General features: G+C 57.5%; 3 protein-coding genes. All 3 read left to right on the top strand.

Annotated features, from left to right (window positions below; genetic code table 11):
• A partial coding sequence (locus ACT3R7_RS20610) for a hypothetical protein (protein WP_192539969.1) occupies positions 1-208 on the top strand: 208 nt, incomplete at its 5' end.
• A complete protein-coding gene (gene tnpB / locus ACT3R7_RS20605; protein WP_096276659.1) occupies positions 205-561 on the top strand; it encodes an IS66 family insertion sequence element accessory protein TnpB in 357 nt (118 codons plus the stop codon). The genes ACT3R7_RS20610 and tnpB, both read left to right, overlap by 4 nt.
• Positions 562-606: 45 nt before the next feature.
• Positions 607-2,217, top strand: coding sequence for an IS66 family transposase (gene tnpC, locus ACT3R7_RS20600; RefSeq protein ID WP_096276661.1), 1,611 nt, complete (start codon positions 607-609; stop codon positions 2,215-2,217).
• Positions 2,218-2,254 lie beyond the last annotated feature (37 nt).

Genomic DNA, 2,254 nt, shown 5'->3' with positions numbered 1-2,254 from the left:
CCAAGAACTCAACTCCATGCAGGCGTTTTGGCTCGGGCATCTGTATCACGCCTCGGTGCGCGAGATTCCCCTCAGCGAATACGCCTCGCAACAAGAACTTACCTTAGCCGATCTACTGCTCTGGGAAAAACGTTTGAACGTTCGCGGCTTACCGGTGCCACCCCGTCATCGTCCTGCCCGTTTTGTAAAAGTGGCGGTGGCGCCATGATCCGTCCGAGCACTCACCTGACCGTATACCTTTGTCGCGAATCGGTGGACATGCGCAAACAGATCGACGGGCTGGCCTTGTTGGTTCAGGAGGCCATGGAGCTGAACCCGTTTGATAAGGCGTTGTTTGTCTTTGGCAATCGCCAGCGGGATAAAATCAAACTACTGTTCTGGGAGCGTAACGGCTTTGTCGTCTGGTATAAGCGCCTGGAGCGTGAGCGATTCAAGTGGCCAACGCACCTGGACGGTGACGCCGTGACCTTAAGTGGCCAGGAACTGAACTGGCTGCTAGACGGCTATGACCTGAAGGCCATGCAGCCTCATAAAGCATTGAATTTTAAGTGTGTTGGCTGATTTTTTTGCTCCGCTTTTTAATGGTTTTTTGATACACTTCAAGGCATGAAAAGCACCACGCCCCCCGCCCAGGACATCTCCCAACTGCAGCGCCAGGTCAAAGCGCAGCAGCAAGAGATTGCGCAACTTCATCGCCTGATGGAGAAAAAAGAGGCGCAGTGGGAAGCCACCAAACAGTCACTTTATGAGCAGTTCCGCCTGGCATTAGAACGCCAGTTTGGCCCTTCCACGGAAAAGTACGGCATCAAGCAGGGCGATCTGCTGATTAATGAGGCCGAACTCATCGTCGATGACGACGAAGGTGCCGCAGATGAGGCGCCCGCTGACGTCGCCGATGGCGACGCTTCTGCAACGCCGCCTGATAATGTCGCACCTTCGGCCAACAAGCGTACCCGCGGCGGACGCGTCGCCTTGCCGCCTGAACTGCCTCGTGTCGAGGTGGTGCATACGCTGGACGCTACCGAGCGTTGTTGTGCCGAAGACGGCACCGAGCTTAAGGTCATCGGTGAAGAGGTCAGTGAAGAACTTCATGTTGTGCCCGCACGGGTAGAAGTGATCCGTCATGTGAGGCGTAAATACGCCTGCCCAATCTGCGAAGGAAACGTCAAGACCGCCCCGGCACCGGCCAAGCTGCTGCCCAAGAGCAATGCCAGTGCCACCTTACTGGCCTATGTCGCTACCGCGAAGTACCAGGATGCCTTGCCGCTTTACCGGCAGAGCCAGATCTTTACCCGCCACGGTGCCCATCTGCCTCGAAATACACTGGCACGCTGGATGGTGCAGACCGGTGAGCGCCTCTTGCCGCTGATCGAGACGCTGCGTAAGCAACTGCTAAACGCCCCGCTGATCCACATGGATGAGACCACCCTGCAGGTTAATCAGGAAGAAGGCCGCAAGGCCAGCGCCACCTCGTACATGTGGGTGCAGCGCGGTGGTCCGCCGGGTCAACAGGTCGTGTTGTTCGACTATGACCCCAGTCGTGCCGGGCGTGTGCCCCTACGCTTGTTGGGCGATTACAGTGGCTGCCTGCTCACCGATGGTTATGAAGGCTATGCCGAGGTCGTGCGGCGTAATGACATCACCCATGCTGGATGTTGGGCGCATGCTCGCCGCAAGTTCATCGAGGCTCAGAAAGCGCAGCCGAAAAATAAAACCGGCAAGGCCGGATGGGCGCTGAACCAGATCAGCAAGCTCTATGGCGTTGAAAAACAGGCCAGAGCGCTGGCACCTGCAGCACGCCAGGCGTTACGCGATCAAAAGAGCCGCCCACTGATCACTCAACTGCGCACCTGGCTCGACAAGTCCCAGGCGCAGGTGCTACCCAAAAGCACGCTAGGGAAAGCCCTGCACTATCTGGATGGCCAGTGGCCACGCCTGACCCGCTTCCTTGACGACGGGTGCATCCCGCTGGATAACAATCCGGCCGAAAACGCCATCCGTCCCTTCGTGGTTGGCCGTAAGAACTGGCTGTTCAGCCACACGCCAAGCGGAGCGCAAGCAAGCGCGGCAATCTACAGCCTGATCGAAACGGCCAAAGCCAACGGCCTGTCGCCTTACGGCTACCTGCAGCACGTCTTCGAAACGCTGCCGACGCTGAACGAAGACGATCTCAGTGCACTGTTGCCCTGGCACTGGAAAGAAACCTTACCTACCTGAGAAATGCTTAGCTAGATGTGGTTAGTGGCGCGCTTAC

Origin of the sequence: Halomonas sp. AOP43-A1-21, from assembly GCF_052376775.1 — a bacterium.
Lineage (GTDB): Bacteria > Pseudomonadota > Gammaproteobacteria > Pseudomonadales > Halomonadaceae > Vreelandella > Vreelandella colorata.
This window is presented reverse-complemented; position numbering and strand designations above follow the sequence as displayed.